Origin of the sequence: Pseudoxanthomonas sacheonensis (assembly GCF_031455975.1) — a bacterium.
Classification (GTDB): domain Bacteria; phylum Pseudomonadota; class Gammaproteobacteria; order Xanthomonadales; family Xanthomonadaceae; genus Pseudoxanthomonas_A; species Pseudoxanthomonas_A sacheonensis_A.
Map to the genome: position 1 here is coordinate 368,343 of NZ_JAVDTT010000002.1, position 20,691 is coordinate 389,033.

At 63.9% G+C, this 20,691-nt stretch carries 16 protein-coding genes and 1 pseudogene; 10 read left to right on the plus strand and 7 right to left on the minus strand.

Features of this window, described 5'->3' with window-relative positions:
* The first annotated feature begins 32 nt into the window (after positions 1 to 32).
* Positions 33 to 3,191, plus strand: a complete 3,159-nt coding sequence (locus J2W94_RS08810; RefSeq protein ID WP_310092289.1) for a discoidin domain-containing protein — start codon at positions 33 to 35, stop codon at positions 3,189 to 3,191.
* A 34-nt stretch (positions 3,192 to 3,225) separates the two neighbouring features.
* Here J2W94_RS08810 and J2W94_RS08815 read toward each other — a convergent pair whose 3' ends face one another.
* Positions 3,226 to 4,509, minus strand: a complete 1,284-nt coding sequence (locus tag J2W94_RS08815) for a winged helix-turn-helix domain-containing protein (protein ID WP_310092290.1) — start codon at positions 4,507 to 4,509, stop codon at positions 3,226 to 3,228.
* A 130-nt stretch (positions 4,510 to 4,639) separates the two neighbouring features.
* Here J2W94_RS08815 and J2W94_RS08820 point away from each other — a divergent pair, with 130 nt between their 5' ends.
* Together J2W94_RS08820 and J2W94_RS08825 are read left to right on the plus strand one after the other, a co-directional pair.
* Positions 4,640 to 6,169 (plus strand): S41 family peptidase, encoded by a 1,530-nt coding sequence (locus J2W94_RS08820; RefSeq protein WP_310092292.1) that lies wholly within the window; start codon positions 4,640 to 4,642, stop codon positions 6,167 to 6,169.
* Positions 6,170 to 6,524: 355 nt separating this feature from the next.
* Positions 6,525 to 6,725, plus strand: a complete 201-nt coding sequence (locus J2W94_RS08825) for a DUF3606 domain-containing protein (RefSeq protein ID WP_310092294.1) — start codon at positions 6,525 to 6,527, stop codon at positions 6,723 to 6,725.
* Positions 6,726 to 6,762: 37 nt separating this feature from the next.
* Here J2W94_RS08825 and J2W94_RS08830 read toward each other — a convergent pair whose 3' ends face one another.
* Together J2W94_RS08830 and J2W94_RS08835 are read right to left on the minus strand one after the other, a co-directional pair.
* The gene (locus tag J2W94_RS08830) at positions 6,763 to 7,689 is read right to left on the minus strand and encodes an oxidoreductase (protein ID WP_310092296.1); all 927 of its coding nucleotides are present in this window, start codon (positions 7,687 to 7,689) and stop codon (positions 6,763 to 6,765) included.
* Between the two features lie 32 nt (positions 7,690 to 7,721).
* Positions 7,722 to 8,753, minus strand: a complete 1,032-nt coding sequence (locus J2W94_RS08835) for an MBL fold metallo-hydrolase (protein ID WP_430540576.1) — start codon at positions 8,751 to 8,753, stop codon at positions 7,722 to 7,724.
* Positions 8,754 to 8,908: 155 nt separating this feature from the next.
* On the opposite strand from J2W94_RS08835, the gene J2W94_RS08840 reads away from it, so the two are divergent.
* Both J2W94_RS08840 and J2W94_RS08845 read left to right on the plus strand, forming a co-directional pair.
* Positions 8,909 to 9,541 (plus strand): TetR/AcrR family transcriptional regulator, encoded by a 633-nt coding sequence (locus tag J2W94_RS08840; protein ID WP_310092299.1) that lies wholly within the window; start codon positions 8,909 to 8,911, stop codon positions 9,539 to 9,541.
* Positions 9,542 to 9,789: 248 nt separating this feature from the next.
* Positions 9,790 to 10,398, plus strand: a complete 609-nt coding sequence (locus tag J2W94_RS08845) for a hypothetical protein (protein WP_310092301.1) — start codon at positions 9,790 to 9,792, stop codon at positions 10,396 to 10,398.
* Positions 10,399 to 10,443: 45 nt separating this feature from the next.
* Here J2W94_RS08845 and J2W94_RS08850 read toward each other — a convergent pair whose 3' ends face one another.
* Positions 10,444 to 11,616, minus strand: a complete 1,173-nt coding sequence (locus J2W94_RS08850; protein ID WP_310092303.1) for a DUF3667 domain-containing protein — start codon at positions 11,614 to 11,616, stop codon at positions 10,444 to 10,446.
* A gap of 143 nt (positions 11,617 to 11,759) precedes the next feature.
* A complete protein-coding gene (locus J2W94_RS08855; RefSeq protein WP_310092305.1) occupies positions 11,760 to 11,948 on the minus strand; it encodes a hypothetical protein in 189 nt (62 codons plus the stop codon).
* Between the two features lie 296 nt (positions 11,949 to 12,244).
* Between J2W94_RS08855 and J2W94_RS08860 the strand changes: the two genes are divergently transcribed.
* Positions 12,245 to 13,378 (plus strand): GGDEF domain-containing protein, encoded by a 1,134-nt coding sequence (locus J2W94_RS08860; RefSeq protein ID WP_310092307.1) that lies wholly within the window; start codon positions 12,245 to 12,247, stop codon positions 13,376 to 13,378.
* A 69-nt stretch (positions 13,379 to 13,447) separates the two neighbouring features.
* Here J2W94_RS08860 and J2W94_RS08865 read toward each other — a convergent pair whose 3' ends face one another.
* Positions 13,448 to 14,011, minus strand: a complete 564-nt coding sequence (locus J2W94_RS08865; RefSeq protein ID WP_310092309.1) for a transposase — start codon at positions 14,009 to 14,011, stop codon at positions 13,448 to 13,450.
* Positions 14,012 to 14,284: 273 nt separating this feature from the next.
* Here J2W94_RS08865 and J2W94_RS08870 point away from each other — a divergent pair.
* A pseudogene (locus J2W94_RS08870) lies at positions 14,285 to 14,533 on the plus strand (HupB); the annotation flags it as partial.
* A gap of 122 nt (positions 14,534 to 14,655) precedes the next feature.
* Positions 14,656 to 15,663: a DUF2272 domain-containing protein gene (locus tag J2W94_RS08875; protein ID WP_310092311.1), complete on the plus strand. Its 1,008-nt coding sequence runs from the start codon at positions 14,656 to 14,658 to the stop codon at positions 15,661 to 15,663.
* Between the two features lie 21 nt (positions 15,664 to 15,684).
* Here J2W94_RS08875 and J2W94_RS08880 read toward each other — a convergent pair whose 3' ends face one another.
* Positions 15,685 to 16,620 carry a 5'-nucleotidase, lipoprotein e(P4) family gene (locus tag J2W94_RS08880; protein ID WP_310092313.1) on the minus strand — a complete coding sequence of 312 codons (936 nt, stop codon included), beginning with the start codon at positions 16,618 to 16,620 and terminating at the stop codon, positions 15,685 to 15,687.
* Positions 16,621 to 16,862: 242 nt separating this feature from the next.
* On the opposite strand from J2W94_RS08880, the gene J2W94_RS08885 reads away from it, so the two are divergent.
* Together J2W94_RS08885 and J2W94_RS08890 are read left to right on the plus strand one after the other, a co-directional pair.
* Positions 16,863 to 17,072 (plus strand): hypothetical protein, encoded by a 210-nt coding sequence (locus J2W94_RS08885; protein WP_310092315.1) that lies wholly within the window; start codon positions 16,863 to 16,865, stop codon positions 17,070 to 17,072.
* A gap of 308 nt (positions 17,073 to 17,380) precedes the next feature.
* On the plus strand, positions 17,381 to 20,674 hold the full coding sequence (locus tag J2W94_RS08890) for an autotransporter outer membrane beta-barrel domain-containing protein (RefSeq protein WP_310092318.1): 3,294 nt from the start codon (positions 17,381 to 17,383) through the stop codon (positions 20,672 to 20,674).
* Positions 20,675 to 20,691 lie beyond the last annotated feature (17 nt).

Below are 20,691 nucleotides of genomic sequence, written 5' to 3' on the forward strand. Positions count from 1 at the left end.
TCATTCCCCTGCAATCGACGCGGAAAACCCACGTGACCACCCAATCCCCGAGCTCGTCCCCGGCCGTCAGGCTGTCGCGATTCGCCCTGTTGTCGGCGCTGTTTCTGTCTTCCTCGGTCGCCCTGGCCAAGGGCGACGCCCTGCCCCCGCGCTCGCAGTGGAAGGCCACTGGGTCCTCGCTGCAGGTGCCGGCGCTGGCCGCGTCGCACGCGATCGACGGCGATCCCAAGACCCGTTGGGGCGGGGCTTTCAGCGCCGACCACTGGCTGCAGGTGGACCTGGGCAAGGTCGCCGACGTCGGCGGCGTGCTGCTGCATTGGGACAGCGGTTTCGCCGTGTCCTACGCCATCCAGACCTCGGTGGACGGCAAGCAGTGGCACGACGCTTATGTCAGCGGCGATTCGCGCGGATTCACCGACTATCTGTTCTTCCCGACGGCGAAGGCACGCTACGTGCGCCTGGCCAGTCTGCCCAAGACTGCGGACTGGGGCGTGTCGGTATTTGAGTTCGAGCCGCTTGCGCCCAGCCAGGCAGCGCGCATCGTCAACCTCGCCGGCAAGGACAACGTGCAGGCGCTGTGGGCCGCCACCGGACCGGCGCGCGCGCTGCAGGCGAAGGGCCAGGCGCCGGGCACGCGCGAAGTGGATATCGCGCTGGGCCGCCCGCTGCCCACCCCGGGCCTGGAAGTCTGGTGGGAAGGTCCACGCAACGGCGCCAAGCTGGAAGGCCGCGATGCCTCCGGCAAGTGGATCGTACTGGCGGAAGACCCCGGATCGCAGGGTGATCTTTCCAACCTCGCCGCGCGCGAGGTGCATACGCTTTCGGCGCTGCGCCTGAGCGCGGGCGAGATCGATGGCGCGGCGCCCATGATCAAGCGCCTGCGCTTGCTGGGACCGGAACGAATCATGACGCCGACCCGCCGCTATGAAGCGGTGGCGTCGCGCGCGAACTCGCAACTGTTCCCGTCGTCGCTGCACCAGCAGCAGGTGTACTGGACCGTGGTCGGCATTCCGGCCGGCATGCAGAAATCGATCTTCGACGAGTACGGCAATCTGGAAGCGTATAAGGGCGCGCCGATGGTGCAGGCCGCGTGGCGCGATGCCTCGGGCCGCGTCGCCATTTCCGACAACGTCGAGCGTACGCATTCGCTGCGCGACGGCTGGATGCCGATGCCCGCGGTGCAGTGGGAAGCGCAGCCCGGCTTGCAGATCCGCACCGAAGCGATGGCGGTCGAACAGAACGGACAGCCGGTGACGCTCACGCGTTACCGCGTCAGCAACACCGGTCGGCAATCCATCGACGGAACGCTGGCGTTGGTATTGCGTCCGCTGCAGGTGAATCCGCCGTGGCAGCACGGCGGCGTATCGCCGATCCGGGAAGTCGCCATCGAAGGCGCCGCCGATCGCACCGATGTGCGCGTCAACGGCCGCGTGCTGTTCGCGTCGCTGACGCGGGCCGATGCGCGCGGCGCGTCCGCCTTCGGCGCGCACGGCGAAGGCGAGATCACGGCGCACGTCGCCGCGGGTACCGTTCCCGAGGCACTGCGGGCGAGCGACGCGGACGGGCTTGCCGCGGCATTGCTCGACTACAAAGTGAAGCTTGCGCCCGGCGAACACCGCGATGTCGTACTGGCGTTCCCGCTCGGCACTTCGCGCGCGGACGCCAAGACCGACGCGTTGCCGGAGGCGCCAGCGGTCGACCGCGTGGCGCTGATCGGCGCCAAAGGCGATGCGGGCGCGGGTTTCGACAAGGTCGCTGCGCAAGTGGCGCAGCAATGGCATTCGCGCTTCGGCAAGCTGGGCCTGTCGCTGCCCGACCACTCGCTGGTGGACATGCTGCGCGCGCAGGGCGCCTACATGCTGCTCAACCAGACCGGACCGGCGATGCAGCCGGGTCCGCGCAACTACAACCGCTCTTTCATCCGCGACGGCGCCGCTACTTCGTCGGTGCTGCTGCGCGTGGGTCAGGCCAAGGTGTCCCGCGACTATCTGAAGTGGTATTCCGATCACGCCGTGCACGAGAACGGGTTGGTGTCGCCGATCCTCAACCAGGACGGCACCGTCAACACCGGCTTCGGCAGCGACATCGAATACGACAGCCAAGGCGAATTCATCGCGCTGGTGGCCGACACCGCGCGCTACGACGGCGGCGCGGCGAGCGTGCGCGACTACCAGGACGTGGTGAAGCGCGCCATGAAGTTCATGCAGGAACTGCGCGAGCGCACCATGGCGCCCGGTTACTTGGCCGATCAGCCGGCGCCGGAACGCTTCCACGGCATCATCGCGCCCTCGATCAGCCACGAAGGCTATTCCAGCCCCACCCACAGCTACTGGGACGACTACTGGGCGCTCAAAGGCTGGCACGACGGCGCTTGGCTGGCCGAGCAATGGGGCGATGCGGAAACCGCCAAGTGGGCGCGCGAACAATACGCCGCGCTGCGCGAATCGGTGGCCGCCTCGATCCGCGCGACGATGAAGTGGAAGGGTTCCGACTTCATTCCTGCCGATGCCGACACCGGCGGCGGCGATCCGACCAGCGTTTCGATCGGGCTGGATCCGGCCGGTCAGCAGGACCTGATGCCGGCGGATGCGCTGAAGCTGACTTTCGAGCGTTATCTCGCCGACGTGCGTTCGCGCGACAAGCCCGGGGCGCTGTACGCGTACACGCCGTACGAGATGCGCAACGTGCTGACCTACATGCACCTCAACCAGCCGCAGGACGCCGACGAACTGCTGATGAACCTGCTGCGCCACCGCCGTCCGCTGCCGTGGCAGGTGCTGGCCGAGGTAGTGCATTCGCGCCTGCGCTATCCGGGCTACCTAGGCGACATGCCGCACACCTGGATTGGTGCGGAATACGCGCGCACCATTTTCGGCATGCTGGCTCATGAAGACGACGACCGTCTGGCGTTGCTGCTCGGCACGCCGCCCTCGTGGGTGGCCGGCGAAGGTCTGAAAGTCGAGGACCTGCCCACCATGTACGGTCGGCTGAGCATGAGCGCGCTCCAGCAGGGAAAGCAGCTACGGGTAAGGCTGGAATCGGGATTGAACAAGAACACCGCACTGTCGGTCAGCTGGCCCAACCGTCGAAAGCCCACTCGCGTGACCGTCGACGGCAAGCAGACCGCCGATTACGACGCCAACGGCATCCGCTTGAGCAAGCCGTTCAAGGATCTGATTGCGGAATGGTGAAAGTGGTTCGGCGCAGGGCCCGGGACTCATCGGATCAGCGCGCTGATTCCCGGGCCTTCCGAGTGCAGGCGGCAGTCGCCCCGACACGTTGCATGAGCTCGTCGCACAGCCGATCGGCTGCCGCGATATCGCCGCCGGTTCGCAATACCTCGGCCAGCCCGCCTGTCGCCTCGGGCTGCAGCGGCGACTGAGTCAGCACACGTCGATACCAGGCCTCGGCGGCAAGTAAGTTTCCGCGCGCGCGATAACGACTGGCGATGAGCACGCCCATGGGCGCATACCAGGGCCGGACCTGTACCGGGTTGCGGTCGTAGGCACGCCCCATCGCCGCATAGGCCTGCTCGAAGTACGCCAGCGCTTCATCGTCGCGGCCGCTGATTTCCAGCACGTCGCCGATGTTGATCAGCGGCCCCCAGGCATCCGGGTCCAGTGCGACCGCACGCCGGTAGGAAACCAGTGCCGCTTCGAAACGCCGTTGTGCGCCGGCCACGAAACCCAGCGCCTTGTGCGTGGCGGCCGAATCCGGCGCCACACCGACTGCGCGCTCGGCCAATTGCCGCGCGCGCCGCAATTGGGTACGCGCGGGTTCGCGATCCAGATGGCCGTTGGCCAGCGCATCGCCCAACCGGGTGAATTCCGCCGGACCGGTACCCGGCGATTCGGGCCAGCGGATCGCACGCTGCGTGAGTGCGTTGGCCAGACCGGCCAGAGCCGGTGCGTGATCGGGATGCAGAGCCAGCACGCGCTGGTAGAGTTCGATGGCCGCCTCGTTATCGGCGCGGGAGAACTGGAAGTAGTAATCGTCGGCGCGCGAAACCAGCAAGGCGCTGTCATCCGACGAAACGGGCGGTGCCGGTCCGCGGCCAAGCAGCCAGCCCAATCCGATCAGGCCCGCTATTCCCAGCGCAGCGACGCCGAGCCATTTCTTATGGTTCCGGGCTGCGGATACTGGCGCGACCGTCGGCGCTGTGGTCGGTGTCGCGGCGGCGGACATGGTCACTTCCGCCAATAGCCGATAGCCCCGCTTGGAAATGGTTTCGACATAGCGCGGCGATCTGGCGTCATCGCCCAGCGCCTGACGCAGCTTGGAGACGGTACGCGCCAGACTGTCCTCGCCCACCACCAACCCGGGCCACAACGCATTCATGATCCGTTCGCGCGTCACTACCTGCCCGGGCTGCGAAGCCAGCAACAACAGCAGGTCCATCACTTTGGGTTCCACCCGTACCGCGCCCGGCACGCCGGACAATTCGCCGGCGGCGCTGTCCACGCTCCACTCGCCGACGCGCAGACCGGTGTTGGAAGCGGGCGTATTCATGGACGTTTTGCGGCCGGGCGGAAGAAATCAGGAAAACGGGAGGATTCGGTCATGGCCCGGCTAGCATGGCCTCGACTCCAATGGCGCCGCAACCGGCAGACGATCTGCCGGCCCGTCATAAGGAAACCTCATGCCATTGCACCCAAGAATCTCCCTGACCGGTATCCTGCTGGCCCTCAGTCTGGCGCTGCCGGCCTGCGCCGCCTCCGCACCCTCCGGACCGGCCGATAGCTCGCCCGCGCAAACCGTCCCGTCCCTGGTTTCTCCGGACGACAGCCGTGCCGATTTCGACGCTCTGTACGCACGGCTGCAGGACTCGCACTACGACCTGTTCGTGCGTCGGCCCGAGCAGGAATACGACGCGCTGTTCCAGCAGATGCGCGCCGGGTTCGAGACGCCGTTGGCTCCATTGGAAGTCTGGAAACGCTATCAGCGATTCGTGGCCTACGGCAACGTGGCCCACGCGCGGGTAGATCCGGTTGCCGAGCATTGGGAAAACTTCCGCAAGGCCGGCGGCAAAGCTTTCCCGCTGTTCCTGCGAGTGGTGGACGGCAAGGCCTATGTCGCCGACGACTACAGCGGCCTGGGAACGATCGCGCAGGGCGACGAAGTGGTGTCGATCGATGGCATGCCCGCCCTGCGCTGGCTGGAGCCGACGCGCACCTTCGTTTCGGCCGACAACGACTACATGGCATGGGCGCAGCTGGAGTCGCAACTGCCGATGTTCGTGTGGCTGGCGCGAGGCGAAGTGCAGTCCTTCGCCCTCGTGCTCGGCAAAGCCGACGGTACGCAGGCCGGAGTGGCTTTGCCGGCGCTCAGCCGCGCAGATTTCGAAGCGGTGGCGGCCAAGCGGCCGAAACGTTTCGAACTGGACTGGAGCGCGCGCGAAGCACGCATACTCGAGGGCGGTCTGGCCTACCTGCGTCCCGGCCCGTTCTACGACAGCCGCCCGGACGCGGCCGATCCTTGGGACACCACCGCCTTCGCGTCCTTCATCGACGAAGCCTTCAGCCGCTTCATCGCCCAAGGCGCGGATCGTCTGCTGATCGATCTGCGCGATAACCCCGGAGGCGACAATTCCTTCAGCGACCTGATGGTGGCCTGGTTCGCGGACAAGCCGTTCCGCTTCAGCGAGGAGTTCGACATCAAGGTCAGCACTGCGGCCATAGAATCCAATCGCAAGCGGTTGCAGGGCAAAGGCGGGGAAACGAACTCGACCTCATTGCGATTGGCGGCCGCCTATGACGGCAAACCTTTGGGCAACCGGGTCAGCTTCCCTATTTCTTTGGTCTCTCCGCGTGAAGGTGTTCGTTTCGCCGGCCCGGTGTACCTATTGATCAACCGCCATTCCTATTCGAATACGGTGCTGGTTGCGGCTATCGCGCAGGACTATGGCTTCGGCACGGTGCTGGGCGAGGAGACCGCCGATCTGGCCAGCACCTACGGCGCACTGGAGAAATTCACCTTACCCAGAACCGGCATCGAAGTGAGTTTTCCGAAGGCGAGAATCCTGCGTTCTAACGGCGATACGCGAGCGCAAGGGGTGGTTCCGGACATCGCCATCACTACGCCCCTGGTCGACGATGGAACCGACATGGTGCTGCGGCAGGCGATCAAGATCATCGACGGCAAACAACGAGCGCGATCTATTCCCAAGTGAAGCACAGACCGCAGCCTGGCCGCGCGGCCGCATTGCCGATGTGTTCGCGCGCAGAGATGCCTGAACAGACAGTCAGATCGCGGAAAGCATGGTTCCCAGCATCATCCCCAGGCACAGGAAGCATGCGGCTCTCAATGTCTTCATAAAAGTACCTTCCCGCCTACCCTCGTAGCGCTATCTTCCACCTGTCCCGTGAGCCGGCCGTGACGCCGTCGCCGCCCGGACTACATGCCTTATTAACGACCTGAACCGCATAAAGCGGACATCCAGTTTCTGCACGCCATCCTCACAGCGGGTTGCCGACTATCGGCGCATGTTAGTTACGGTCCTTCCGAACCCAGCCCTTGGAGCAGTCATGACAGACCAACCAGACGATGCTGGCCACGACAACGACAACACAAGCCTGATTTCCCTGCAGCAACAACAGCAGGTGCAATATTGGACGACACGCTTGGGCGTTTCTCGTAACCAGCTGTTACAGGCCATCGACGCCGTGGGCGACTCCGCGCCTCAGGTAGAAGCCTGGTTGAAATACCAGGGCCAGCTCACCAACTGAGTCGCTGTGGTTGCCGCGTAGGCTGACAACGCGCGGATCAGAAGCGCGTTGAAGTCAGCTGCTCGGAAATTTCCCACAACCGTTTGGCGACTCCGGTATCGCTCGCCCGCTCGGATATCTTCGCTGGCGCGGGGGCGCCTTTGAGTTCGTTGAAGCCGTCTGGCCCGTAGTAACCGGCATTGGTGGCCGCAAGCGAGCTGGCTGCGAACAGCGTGGGCAAGGCGCCGGCGGCGGCGGACTGGCTCAACCAGGGCTGGAACACCGCGGACAGCGCGTTCATAACGACTCGTCGCGCTTCCGAATTCGGCCCATTGGCCATCAGCTCGGTGCGCGCCCATCCTGGATGCGCGGCGGTGCTCTTCAGCTCCCAGCCGTTTGCGTCGCTACGTCGTTGCAGTTCCAACGCGAACATCAGCATCGCCAGTTTCGACTGGCTGTAGGCCTTCCAAGGTTTGTAGAGCCGTTCGCCCTGCAGATCGCCGAAGTCGATCCGGCCCTGACGATGCACCAGGCTAGCCAGACTCACCACCCGCGCGCTGTCGCTGGCGCGCAGCAACGGCAGCAAGTGCGCGGTCAGCGCGAAGTGGCCCAGATAGTTGGTTCCGAATTGCATTTCGAAACCGTCGCTGGTCGTCTTCCGCTTCGGCAGCGCCATCACCCCTGCGTTGTTCACCAGCGTATCCACCCGCGGAAATTTTTCCGCGATGCGCTTCGAAAAGTCGGACACCGACGCGAGACTGGCCAGATCGAGCGTCTGCCAATGCAAACGCGCCGAAGGAATCGCCGTGCGTATGGCCTGCAGTGCGGCGCGTCCTTTGTCTTGGTTGCGCCCGGCCAGGATCACGTCGGCGCCCGCATCGGCCAGCGCAAGCGCGGTTTCGTAACCCAAGCCGCCGGTGGCGCCGGTGACGAGGGCGATCTTTCCGCTTTGCGGCGGAATGTCGTGGGTGGTCCATGTGCTCATGATCTTTTTTCTCGAATCCGCGTGGGAAGAAGTCACTGCGTCGCCAGCCACCAGGCATCGCCTGCTTGCGGCCTCTGCAGATCCAGCCGCTGACCCATGGACGGGGTAGTCAAGCGCACGCCCTTCTCCGCGGCCAATGCGGAGATGCGGTCGAAAGGTTCGTGCCAGGCGTGCATGGCCAAATCGAACGTCCCGTTGTGCACCGGCATCAACCACTTGCCCTTCAGGTCGAGATGCGCCTGCAACGTCTGCTCCGGCTGCATGTGCACATGCGGCCATTGTTTGTCGTAAGCGCCGGTTTCCATCAGCGTCACGTCGAACGGACCGAAGCGCTCGCCGATGGCTTTGAAGCCGTCGAAGTAGCCGGTGTCGCCGCTGAAGAACACGCGCAGATCGTCGTCCACGATCACCCACGACGCCCACAGCGATTTATTGGCATCGAACAGACCGCGACCAGAGAAATGCTGCGCAGGCGTCGCCACGAAACGCAGGCCGTCCACTGTGGCCGCTTGCCACCAGTCGAACTGCTGCACCTTGTCCGCAGGCACGCCCCATTCGATCAAGGTGTCGCCCACGCCCAGCGGGGCGAGGAAGTAGTCGGTCTTGTCGGCGAGCGCGAGGATCGCGGCGTGATCCAGATGGTCGTAGTGGTTGTGCGACAACAGCACGCCCTTGATCGGCGGCAGGTCGGCAATGGAGATCGGTGGTTGATGGAAACGCTTGGGTCCGGCCCATTGCACCGGCGAGGCGCGGTCGGAAAACACCGGATCGGTCAGCCAGAACTCCCCGCGCAGTTTCAGCAGCACGGTGGAATGCCCCAGTCGGAACAAGCTGCGGTCGGGCGCCGCCACCAGCTCGGCGCGGGTCAGGGTCTGCAGGGGGATGGCACCGGCCGGCACGGTGTCGCGCGGCTTGTTGGTCAGCACGTTCCAGGCCAAGCGCACGGTTTTCAGGAAGCCCGTGGGCGGCGTGGGCACCGCGTTCTGGAACTTGCCCTCGTGCAGCTGCGGCGAGTCCGGGTGGGCGGGGGTACGGGAAGTGGCATGCAGGACGCAGGCGGTCATGGTCAGAATTCCAAGCAGGATCAGGGAGCGGACGGGGAGTTTCATGGGCGGCGGGGCGTGGCTGGCGATGGGCTGGACAGTGACGGCCACTGCCTACACTGCACAGTGTAGTTCCCATATTTTAAAAAGTAAACCACTGAGTGTAAAATGGCAGCATGTGCCCGATTTCCAAGTCTTCCCCTGCCCCGCAGCGCCTGACCGACCGCAAGCGCCTGGCCATCTTGCAGGCGGCCATCGACGAATTCCGGGGCAATGGTTTCGAGGCGACCAGCATGGATCGCATCGCCGCCACCGCCGGCGTCTCCAAACGCACGGTCTACAACCACTTCCCCAGCAAGGACGCGCTGTTCGCCGAGATCCTGGTGCAGCTGTGGGAAAAGAGCACGGCCCTGATCGACCTGACCTATCGCCCCGACCGCCCGCTGCGCGAGCAGTTGCTGGAACTGCTGCGGCAGAAACTGCGCATGCTGGACGACGCCAATTTCATCGATCTGGCGCGCGTGGCGATCGCCGAAACCATCCACTCGCCGGAGCGCGCGCAAAGCATGGTGGCGCGAATGGGCGGCAAGGAGGAAGGCGTGACGATCTGGATCCGCGCCGCGCTGGCCGACGGACGACTGAAGCCGCTCGATCCGGTGTTCGCCGCGCATCAGATCCAGGGACTGGTGAAGAGTTTCGCCTTCTGGCCGCAGATCACCCTGGGCGCGCCGCCACTGAGTAAGGACATGCAGGAGCAGGTGGCCGCATCGGCGGTGGACATGTTCCTGGGCTGCTACGCGAAAGACTGACCTGCGCTGCCGGCAAGTCACCGCACCCAGGTGGACTCTTCATGAAAGCCCCTCTCCCAGCGGGAATCGAAGCCGCCTCAAGCGGCTGAGGGTTGGGGTGAGGGTACGGCGGAGTATTACAGGCGAACAATCAATCCAGCGACAGAAGCGCAGCGCGCCTGATAGCAAGAATTGCATACCGCACTTCACAGTCGTTTTCCTAGAATGACCGAAATCGTCCGCCTGCCCGGACGTCAGGAGTCGCCCAGATGGAAACCTCTCGCGCCGGTTTCGGATCCTTGCTGTCGCTCGCCTTACTGGCCGTCGTTGCGCCGCATCCCGCAGCTGCCCAGACAGCAACCGCGACCAATGCACCGGCGTCGGAAGCGCGACGCGATGGGCAGCATGATTTCGACTTCGAGATCGGTACCTGGCGCACGCAGCTGAAGCGGCTCGTCGATCCGCTGTCGGGCTCGAAAAAATGGGTCGAGTACGAGGGCACTACCGTCGTCAGCAAAGTACTGGGCGGACGCGCGAATCTGGTGGAATTGGAGGTGCAAGGCCCTGCCGGCCGCATCGAAGGACTCTCGTTGCGCCTCTACAATCCGCAAACGCGCCAATGGAGCCTCAACTTCTCCAATATCAGAACCGGCACCCTGAGTCCGCCGTCGATAGGCGGATTCAGTGGAGGTCGCGGCGAGTTCTATTCGCAGGAAACGCTCAACGGCCGCGCCATCCTGGTGCGCTTCGTCGTTTCCGATATCACTGCGACTTCTTGCCATTTCGAGCAGGCGTATTCGGCCGATGGCGGCAAGACCTGGGAGGTCAACTGGATCGCGACTGACACCCGTGTGGCGCCCGGATCCGGCGACCGCTGATCGCGCGGGCGTGTGCCCGGCGGCGATGCGGGCGCGATGCTGCCTTCAGCCCTTCGCCAGCGTCACCAGAAACATCACCGCAGCCACGGTGGCCAGCAGATTCACGTACACGAAGCCGATAACCGAATACTTCACCAGCGTCATGATCCAGCCTTGCCCATAAACGCGCTTCTGCATCAGCAGCAGGTAGATCGGCATCCACAGCAGCAACAGCACGACCGCGATATTGAGCAGAATCGAAAGCCAGTGCACGTGCGCGGACAACGCCCCGCTCAGGGCCATGAACACGAAGATCGTCGTCAACGCCATCAGCAGGAACACATGGCTGTAAAGAGCCACCACCAAGTGCTCCATGTACAGCCTGCGCTGGAAGAAGTAGGACAGCTTCAACATCAGCGCGAACACCGGCACCAGCACGAACAGGGCCGAAGGCAACGAGCCCATGAAAGCCTGGAAATAGCGGTCTGGCCGGTTCTCCATGAGCTTTATGTTGTCGATGGCATGGCCCGCTTTGCGGGTCAGCCAGGCGTTGGCGAAAGCCGGCAGCCAGCCGATCTTCACTGGATTCGCTTCGGGGTTCCAGGCTTCATTTTCGATGGAGAATAGTTCGCCCTTGGACGGAGCGGCTTCCGCACCGTCTTTTTGCGCAGTGGAAGCAGCCTCCGCATTCTTGCCGGACGTCAGTTCCACGATACGGTTGGCCGCCTCGCCTTGGATCTTCACTTGCGCGGCGATGATCACCGCGTCCACGCCCGGAATTACCTTGCCGCCTTCCTTGCGCCCCTCTTCAAGCTCGGCCAGCATTCGGTCGCGATTGCGTTCCACTTCCGCCACGGTCTTGCTTTGAGTAATGGCAGTGACGTCGACTTGGGGAGAAACCGGCTCGTCGTCGAAATGGATCGTGGCCCTGCCCACGAAGAACGCCAGCAGGCTCATGATCACGAAAATGCGCAACGGCGGCAGGTAACGCTGACGGTGGCCGGCCAGGTATTCCATGGCGGTGTGGCCCGGTCTCAACAGATCGCGCAAGGTGCGGAATACGCGTCCGTCCAGATGCCAGAACGACTCGAACACTTCTTCCAGCGCATGCCCCGCATGGCGAACCGGGTTGTGGATGGATTGTCCGCATTGATGGCAGAACTCGCCATGCAGCGGTGCGTGACAGTTTTCGCAATGGGCCGGCGCGTCGTGTCCGGTTGCGTTTTCGGACACGGTCATCGCGGCCGGTTCTCGAGTGATGAGGGCGGGCGCTACGATAGCGGCCAGCAGCACCTGGACGCCAGCCTTGCGTCTACTTCTTGATTGCTTCCGCTTCGACCACCGGTTCGTCCGCGGCCACGGCCGATGCTTTCGATGCCGGGCTAGGGAGCCGGTTTGCGCCTTGCCGGTTTTTGCTCGGGCTCTCGAGGCTTAGGCTTGGCGTTGTCGGCGTTCTCCGGCAGCTGCCTTCCGTCCTTGTTCTGGTGCTGTCCGGGTTGTCCGCGTGGATCGTGCTGTTCCCGATAACCGCTTTCCGGGGCGGGTCTGTGTTTCTGCTTGCTGTCGGCCATGGCGACGGTTCCTGCATTGCGGTCCTGTCGCCACCCTTCCACGCCGCACGTTCAGAACGGGTGAGGCGCTCAACAGCTCGGCGGAGGGAAACGAGAATGCGGCACAACATAGCCGCTCGCCGGCCTGCCGATGCGTCACAAAGTGACGCATCGCCACCTGCGGTCCGCATTTGCCGGCATTTGGCGGCTATATTCAATGACTTACGAATGGCACTCAAGTTGCGTGTGCTGGCCATGTAGATTTATGGAAACGTGACCGATATCGCCGTACGCAACTCCTTTCGCTGGACCTTCGCATGAATGCCGTACAGACCCGCCGACTTACCCAGGAGATGGCCGACACCTATCAGCGCGCGTTGACCGGTGGTCCGTTCTATGCGGCCTCGTGGCTGCTGGTCGGCATCTATGGGGACGCCTTCGAGCGCGAGCCGATGCTCAGCTGGGGATTGCTGTTGGCTTTCATCGGACTGACGGTCTGGCGCTTCCTGCATCGCCCGCTCCCCGACGGAGCCGAAGGCCCCGCGCTTTCGCGCTGGTTGCGCCTGCACTGGGGGATCGTGCTCTTCACCACCGCGCTGTGGGGAGGCTTGTTCTGCTGGGCCACGCTCGATTCGGGGTTCGGGCCGGCGCGCATTACCGCGCTGTTGTTCACCCTGGGCCTGGCCACGGCGATCGCGCATGCTTTCAGCATGCGCCGCGGTTTCGCCTTCGCCGGCATCGGCCTGTTGTGCGTGCCCGGCCTGTTCCTGCTCTGGAGCGACCCAGCCGATCGGCCGAACGGCTTGATGGTGACCATCTACCTGGTCTACGTGGTGATCTCGCTGTTGCGCAGCTACGCCGAATACCAGCAGCGGCTGGACCTGGATCAGGAACTGCGCAGCCAGCGCGATCTGTTTTCGCGGCAAAGCAGGATCGATCCGTTGACGGAACTGGCCAACCGCCGGCAGTTCGCCGATGTACTGGAAGCGGCGACCGAGCGGACCAGGCGCAGCGAACCGCTGACTTTGCTGTTGCTGGACATCGACCATTTCAAGCAGATCAACGACACCTATGGCCACGCCATCGGCGATGCCTGCCTGATGGCCATCGCCGCGCGGCTGAAAAGCAGCTTCAGCGAACCGGGCGATTTGCCGGCGCGGGTCGGGGGCGAGGAATTCGGCGTGGTCCTGGAGGGACAGGGTCTCACCACGGCGATGCAGCGTGCGGAACGTTTCCGCGCGAGCCTGGTCGAGAATCCCATCGCACCGGATGGCATCGTGCTGGTCATGACCGCCAGCATCGGCATCGCCGAGTTCGACGGCAATCTGCATCAGGACGACGACGCGCTGTATCACGCCGCCGACAGCGCGGTGTACCGGGCCAAAGCCGCAGGCCGCAATCGCGTGTGCTGCGAGGAACCGGGACTGGCATTGGCGAGCGAGAGTCTCTGACTCCGCCCGGGAAGTCGTCCGTTTCCTATGCCTGCGTTGGGCACAGCGAAATCGGCGAAGCGATCCGCCTCAGTCCCCAACCTCCAGGTCCGGGAAACGCTCCGCGACCTGTGGAAATGCCGCCAGCACCACGCGCAACTGCAGCTCCATTCTTGCTATCCGCGCCTCCAGTTCATGGATGCGATCCTTCGGGGTCGTCACAAGCGGAATCGTTTCGCTGATCGCAGCTTGCTCGACCGGCTTGTTCCGCCTGCGGCGGATCTCCAGATGTTGGCGAACCAGTCGCTGCAGCGCGGGCAGCCGCGGGTCGCCTTCCAGACAGGTGCTCACATAGTCCCAGACATCCAGGCGCGCCCATCTGGCGAACCGTTGGTACACGGCGTGGAAATTGCCGTAGGACTTCGGTAGCTGGGGCCAAGTGGAGTCGGTAGCGGCGATCCAAAGGACCGCTTCTATGAATCTGCGCGTGCTCAGCCCGCCTACGGACTTGATGGCCAACTGGCCGGGCAGACGAGAAGCCAGGAAATGCCATTTGCGGATCGCCAACCGGCCTTCCGGCGGATCGTCCTGTCTGGAAGGCGAGATTGCGGTCGCAATGACCGCGTTCGCGGTGTCCCTTAACCGGTGAGCCATCAACTTCTCTCTGGCGGGTGTTGTCTGGGGAAGAACGTGCCGCCGTCGCCAAAGCGGACACTTCTGGCGGCGATGGGCACTGTGTACGAGTCCGAGCAATGCGACTCGCATTGCGGCCAGCGGCATTCTACGGGGTCTGGGGAAGCGCGTCGGTAGGGAAAGGACGCTGTGTGCTGATGGAGGAGGCACATGGCACGTGCACTACGGCCTTCATCGCCCGATTACGTCTTGGCGCTTAGCCTCGCCTCCGTGTTTCATAGCCGGGAGAACGCGATGCCACGTGGAGACAAGTCTTCCTATTCGGACAAGCAAAAACGGCAGGCCGAACATATCGAGGAAAGCGAACGGGAGCAGGGACGTTCGGAGGCGGCCGCCGAGCGGATCGCCTGGGCCACCGTCAACAAGCAGGACGGCGGCGCCAAGGGCAGCGGCCGCAAGACGGCGACGAAAAAGACCGCGAGCAAGAAATCGACCACCAAGAAGACGGCCAAGAAGACCGCAAGCAAAAAATCCACCAGCAAGAAGTAGGGCGGGCACTGCCCGCCAGCTCTCAGCGCGACTCGAAAAACACGGCAGGCGCACCCACCTCCGTTTGCGGCATGATGCGCGCAGGGGAAACCTGTCTTCCTCCAAGGAGCGTGCCGATGCGCGTATGGATCGTGTTCCACCTTCTGATGTTAGCCTCGGCCACGGCCAATGCCGCCGATGTATGCCCAGGTCTGGATCAACAGCGGGCGGCACCGGAGGTCGCCACCCGCATCGCCGCCTACGCCTGCCACGAGCACGGCCTGTGGTACCGGCCCTTCATCGATCGCAACGGCCGTATCGCCAACAGCGCGATCACGGAAGCCGAAGCACAGCCGTTGGGCGATGGCCAGACCGAGGCTTGGCGTCGGGTAGCCGGTTATTGGCAGCAAAGCGGGGTGTTGCGACAGGTAGGCCAACTGCCAGGCGCCAGCGAGTGCGAGGGCGCCGCCGCCGGCAACTATCCTTCGCCCGCTTGCCGCGGTTTCGTCATCGACAACCCCTGGTCGGCGGCTTTCATTTCCTGGGTGATGCGGAAGGCCGGCGTACCGGGCTTCCGCGCTTCGGCCAGCCATATCACTTATGTGCGCGACGCTTACCAGCGTCCGGAAACCAGCGCCTACCAGTTCGTCGATCCTGCGCATGCCAAACCCGGGGCCGGCGACATGCTCTGTTACGTGCGGAACGGCAACCGCACGTACGGCTACGAAGGTTTGTCTTCGGTGGTGAGCGCGGGCAGCGCGGGTCTGGAGATGCACTGCGAGATCGTGGTGGCTGCCAGCCCCGACAACGACAACACCGCCTACCTGATCAGCGGAAATGTGCAACAAGCCGTGATCATGCGATTGCTGCCCTTGAACCGCAACGGCGAGTTCTGGGGCTTGCCGTACCGCAATGGCGGCGAGTCGCTGTGCGCGCCGGACAACGAGGCGGCCTGCAACGTCAACCGTCAGGACTGGGCGGTGTTGCTGAAGCTGAAACCCGCCGATGTCCTGGCGAAGTTGCCGGGTGCGTCCAGCCTCGCACCGGTTCCTGCCGAGCCGTTACCCACGCAGGCGCCAACTTGCTGCGTGCATTGCGTGGTCGGATCGGGCGTGCCCAGATGCCCGCCGAAACAGGAGCCTTGATCGCGCGGAGCTGCAGAAACCCTATTCCAGCGGCAGCCATACCTTGAGTTTGTCCAGTCTCGTTTCGTATCGAAGCCTGTAGGCGCAACGATCCCTCGCCTCTTTGGTTTCCAGCGGATCGCATGCCTTGGAAACTTCCTGCTCGATATCGGCACTGAGGACTCCAGGCCAGGAACCATACGCAGGGTTGGGGAGGATGAACCAGCGTTTCCCCCACAAGGGCGCCAACGCAGCTTCGTTCTGCGCATAGACGGCACGACTCTCGACGAAGTCCTCCAGGTCGTCGCCGACGAGCATCGCGATGCGGTGCTTGGCCGCGATCTTCTGACGTATTTCCTCTTTCGATCGCAGATCGGTGTACATGCCTTTCAGATAGAACGCGGACCGATCCTTGGCTTTTGGAAACCCAAGCTTGGCCATCCGCGACATCGTGTCGAGCAGTTGCGGACACAGCTCCCTCACTTTCTGCTCCACCCTGATCTTGTCGATCGGTCGCCGGCACGCCCGGTTGGAGACGTAATAGATTCTGGCCACCTTGGAAGCCGCTTCGACGAAATCCACCGCGCCGGCGATCTCCATGGCCTCTTCGGACTTGACCCAGGTCTCCCAACGCGCGTCGTCATAGAGCTCGCGATGTTTGATCTGGAACGCCTGGTAGGCGGAGTTGTCCAGCAGGGTTTCGTCTAGATCGAAGATGATGGCCGCAGGACGTTTCGCCCAAGGCGATTTCGCGCCGCACGCACCCTTGCTCTGCTGCAGTTGCCCCGCTTCTGCCGTACCGCATTTGGTCGCGGTTTTCAGTTGCGCTCTGGCGCTTTCGAAAGCCTGCAGGGCGGCGGCCCGGTATTCGGTGCTGTGCTGCATCCACAATGTGGCGTAGAGGATCTCGCGAGAACGCTGCGCATTGGCTTCATCAGTTCCGCCGACATCCTCCACGCCCTGACTTTTGGTCTGCATGTGTTCGCACCCCGGAAGGAGCAAAACCATCACCCAGACTAGGAATAGTGATTTCATAAGGATCTCCCGTCGACCCCCGTAAACTTGCCAACGAGGGAATCCCGTCCGAGCGGACACGGCGGATTGCCTCGCTCCAATCAGGGCGCCGACACCCTGGATTACGGGGGGCAAGCGTGGGGTGGGTACGCCCCGTGGAGGCCATGTCGGGTAGCCTTGTCGTCCCCCCACCCAGGACCCAGGCAATGCCCCGATTGAAACTCGACCCGATCCGGTCGCGGAACCTGACCAACGATTACGCCAAATGGCTGCTGCAGGAAAAACGCGAGCGCACAGCGGCCAACGGCAAGCTTTTCGCCAAGCGCCATACCCCCGGCGGCCGCCGCTTCCACGGTTTCACCGAGGCCCAGATCTGCACGATCATCGGCGGCGATTACTACGACGAATCGCGCTAGCGGATTCCTGCGCGGATCAAGGCACGGCACTGCGTCGTGCCCGCCTTCAACCCGTCGTCGCTTGACGCGAATCATCTTGCGGCAGGGCCTGGGGAAAGAAGATCTCGGGCCACGGATGATCTTGCGAACGCCTGTCGAAGGAATCGCATTGCGATGCCGGTCACACGATCGCATCGCAATCACGCACAGGCCGGGCTTTGGACTTCAGCCATTGAAAGCGCCGTGCTACTTTCCAATCGAGCGGCTTGGAGGGGTCGCTCATACGCTCTGGCTATCGTGGCCATAGCTTTCTGGCACAGGGGAATTTGATGACCTGCATACAACAGGAGCGGGCTTTGCGGCTCGCCTCGCGTGGCGTTGAACACGATCTGCAACTACCGCCGCTTTGGCAGGAATCGATAGTCAGAAACGCACGCGAGGAGGCCGAACGCATCGGCAAAGCGCGCCGCCGCAAAAAGCTTTCCTTTTCCATCGCCGCCACGCTGGTCGCAGGCGTGGTCGCGCGGCCCACGACCGTGCACGCGACCGACCATAAAGATCCCATCACCGGCGTCGCCGACCACGACAAGCCAGGCGGCACCGGCGGCTACGTCCCCGGTTACGACCTCAGCTCCGATGGCACGACTCTGCACTACCGCTTCGCCGATGGCGACCGTGTGGCGCTGGAAGGCGTCGACCGCGATGTGATTGCCATGTCCGTCACCGGCGGCAACCCGCCGGTCGTGCTGGACGTCGCCGGCGACGGCTGGCTGGAGCTATCGGCGATCCGCGGCGAGAGCAGCACCGTGGGCAGCGCGGTCGGCATCCTCAACGACGGCAACACGGTCACCGTCAACGGCAACACCAGGATCTCCACCAACGCCGACGACCTGGATTTCGGCACGGTCCGGGGTAACGGTGCGCAAGGAGTGATCGGCCGCGGCCGCAGCACCACGATCTTCAACGGCGCCACCGACATCCACGCCCGTACGCAGGGCCATGCGCGTGCGGTCTGGGCCGATAGAACCAGCACCATCATCTTCAACGGCCCGACCACGATCCTGGCCGAGAGCCGCGGCACGCTCGATGCGGTCTACAGCTTCGATGGCCGCATCACCTTCAACGGCGACACCACCATCTCGGCGCTATCGATCTGGCCCAGCGACAACGCCCATGCGATCTACAACGACGGCGTCGGCAGCCGGCTGACGGTGAACGGCGACCTGTCGCTGACCACCGTCGCGATGGGCTCGACCGCATTCGGCGTGCGCAACCAGGGGAACATGGAAGTCAACGGCGACACCACGGTCAATGTCCAGGGGCCCCGCTCCACGCACGGGATCGCCAACACGCATTGGCGGGCGCGGATGACCTGGAATGGTAATGTCGACGTGCGCGTACGCAGCGAAGGGCCGGAAAACGGCTACACGCCGTTCGGCAAGCCCTCCGGCCTCAGCAACGACCGCTCGCCCGGTGCGGTGATGACGTTCAACGGCGCCGTCAATGTCGACGTCGCCTCGGAGACGGAAACCTACGGACTGGTCAGCACCGGCACCATCGACTTCACCTCGCCCACCGCGCCGGTGTCGTTCACCGTCGCCAACGTTTGCAACCCGCCAGACCACCCGAATTGTGCTGATGTCGACGTGTACGGCATCCGCAACTTCGGCACTGTCAACGTCGCCGGCGGCCTGACCGTGTCGACCACCGCGGGCGGCACCGGCACTGCGTATTCGATCTGGAGCGTGCCTCTCGACACGCAGAACGCGAGCGTCACGGTCAACCAGGCCGGTGGCCACACCGTGCAGCTCGACGGCGATATCGTGACCGCCCGCAACACAGCCAACGGATTTCTCGGCTCGGTCGATCTCAACCTGGACACCTCCGATTCCTGGTTGCGCGGCTCGGTCGGCGGCCTGCAGACCGCCACCGGCTTCAGCGTCGGCAAGGCCGATCTGACGTTCGCCAACGGCGCAACGTGGATCCCGCAAGGCACGGGCACATTGAGCAATGATTTCGGCTCCGGTTCCCTTAGCTTTGGCAATGGCGGTGCGATCGATATGGCCGCGTACTGGGGAACCTTTTCGCCCACCTCCGTCCCCACGCATTCGTATCGCACCTTGCTGATCGACAGCAGCAACACCAGCATCGGCGCCACCGTGGCGTTGGCCGACGGCGCGCGGTTTCTGGTGCTCAGCGACATCACCGGCATAAAGGGCACGGCCAGCGCCGACCAGATCGTGTTCGGCAGCGGCATCAGAACCTTTTCCGCCACCGGCACGCAGGGCGTGGGAATCGTCTACGACCCGGTGCTGGACGACACGTCCTGGGTCAACGCCACGACCGTCCGCGACGGCAGGTCGATTCAAGCCGATGCGGCGCTCGCCATCGTCGATGCGAGCGCGGCCGCGGGCGGAAGCGCCACGTTCTCGGCAGTGGCAGGCCTGGATGGCGAATGGAGCGGAATCTACGAAAACAATCTGGTGAAGTTCAGCTATACCCCGCAGGTAGCGCTGAGCGCCGATGGAAAGCGGATCCTGCTGACCGGCATCACCATCCACGGCACGGGCGGTGACGGTGACGGTGACGGTGACGGTGACGGTGACGGTGACGGTGACGGTGACGGTGACGGTGACGGTGACGGTGACGGCGGCGGCGGCGACATTGACGATGGCGGCGGGGATATCGGCATCCTGCCCTCGGAGACGGTACAGACCGCCGCCGATGCGGCCGACAGCTTAGCCAACTTGTGGAAGATCAGTGGGCAGACTTCGCTGCAACGCGTGCGCAGTCAAACACGCGACAATACCGCGGATCAATCGGACGTCTGGGTAAGGGTCGATAGCGGCGAACTCACGGCCAAGACCGCGTATTCCCGCCATTATCGCCAGGACTACCAGGGCGCGACGCTGGGCGCGGATCATGGCTTCGCGCTGGCCAATTCCTCCGCCGCTGTCGGCTTCACCGCAGGCCGCATCCGCTCGACCGCGCATTACGCGGCGGGCCGTGGCGAGTTGAGCGGAACCACGCTGGGGCTATACGGCCGTTGGAGCGCCAATAGTGGTGCCTATGTACTGCTCGGGACGAGTGCTTCTTCGCTGGAGAACCGATACTCCGCGCGCGATTCCCAGGGTCGCGAAATCGCCGGCAAGTACCGTACCGAAGCCGGTCAGTTCTATGCCGAGGGCGGATATCCGTTCCAGCTTTCCAAGTCTTATTACCTGGAACCGCAGCTTGGCCTGTCGGTGGGCGCAATCCGCGACAGCCAGCACACCACGCTCAATGGCGTGCGCATCGATCAGGACAGATTCGATAGCTCGTTCGCGCGAGTCGGCGTCGCCTTCGGAAGGAAGCTGCAGGGAGCGCGACAAGGCAATGTCTACGCGCGGGCATCCGCACTGCACTACTTCGGCGACAACCTGGACATCACCGCTTCAATGAATGGGGGCAGCATCGTGCCGGACACGGCGAAGCGCAAAGGCACGGGAGGCGAACTCGTACTGGGTGCCGACGTGAGCTTCAGTCGCAAGCGCACGGGGCTGTTCTTCGAAGCGTCCGCGGCCTCGGGCATGGAAACGAAGCAGTACTGGGCCGTGCAGGCGGGATTGCGGCACAGCTGGTAGGCGTTGCCGTCTCCCGG